The organism is Streptococcus sp. 1004_SSPC (genome assembly GCF_001069025.1).
Classification (GTDB): domain Bacteria; phylum Bacillota; class Bacilli; order Lactobacillales; family Streptococcaceae; genus Streptococcus; species Streptococcus vestibularis.
In genome coordinates, this window is the sequence record NZ_JWGQ01000023.1 from 1 (window position 1) to 1107 (window position 1107).

General features: G+C 44.2%; 1 pseudogene. It reads right to left on the bottom strand.

The features are described 5' to 3' along the window. Positions 1–1107: pseudogene (locus ADF62_RS02220) on the bottom strand (YSIRK signal domain/LPXTG anchor domain surface protein); the annotation flags it as partial.

A 1107-nucleotide genomic window follows, 5' to 3' on the forward strand; every position in this document is an offset into this window, starting at 1 on the left:
GGGCTCCGTCTTGACCACGTTCACCTTGAAGACCTTGAGCACCTTTGTCCCCTTTAGGGCCTTGTGGCCCTTGTGGTCCTGCAACTCCGGCTTCACCTTTTAGACCTTGAGGTCCACGAATGTTACCAATCTTATCCCAAGTTCCGTTTTCTTTCTTATAAACATCACCTGTAGTTGCATCGATATAAGTGTCGCCATCTTTACCATCATCTGCTGTTGGTGCTTTAGGTCCACTTAATAATTCAGCACCATTACGTCCATCTGCTCCGGCTGCTCCGGCTGCACCATTGGCACCGTCTGTACCATTTAAAATATCAGCTGAACTAATTGGTTCGTCAACTCCTGGATCATATTTACCATTTCCATTGTTATCGAAGTAAGCTGTAATACGAGTTCCAATTACTTTTGGTTTTTCAGTTGGAGCTGGGGTATCTGATAATGATCTTCTTACTCTTCCGCTTCTTTGATTATTCAGTCTTACTGCTGCCTCTGCTAAAGCATTTAAATCAATATTTGGTGTACGTCCATCTTTTCCGTCTTTTACATTAACGGTTACAGGTTCTTCACCAGGAATAGTAAATGTAATATCAGTACTACGGCCGTCTGCTCCACGAGCAGTTGTGATTTTTGGAGTTTTTCCGTCACGTCCCGCTGCCCCTGTTTCACCACGGTCTCCACGTTCACCTTTTTCACCTTGCGCTCCAGTGAGACCGCGTTCGCCTTGGTCTCCTTTTTCACCTTTGGCACCATCTGCAATGACAACTTCTTTTAATTTCTTATCAGAAGCATCTAATTCGTTGTTTCCATTTTTATCGTAATAGAAGATAACAGTTGTTGTTTTATCAGCTTCATTTCGTTGAGTCGCAACTAATGGACTTGCACCATCGAAACCATCTCTTACAACAGTACTTGTAACATTACCTCTACCGTCGTTAATAGTGATAGTGTGAGTACCATCTTCTTTATTATCCCTAACGGTTACGGTTGGAGTTACACCGTCACGTCCTGCAGATCCTTGCGCTCCAGTGAGACCGCGTTCGCCTCGGTCTCCTTTTTCACCTTTAGCTCCAGTTAAACCGCGTTCACCTTGGTCTCCTTTTTCACCTT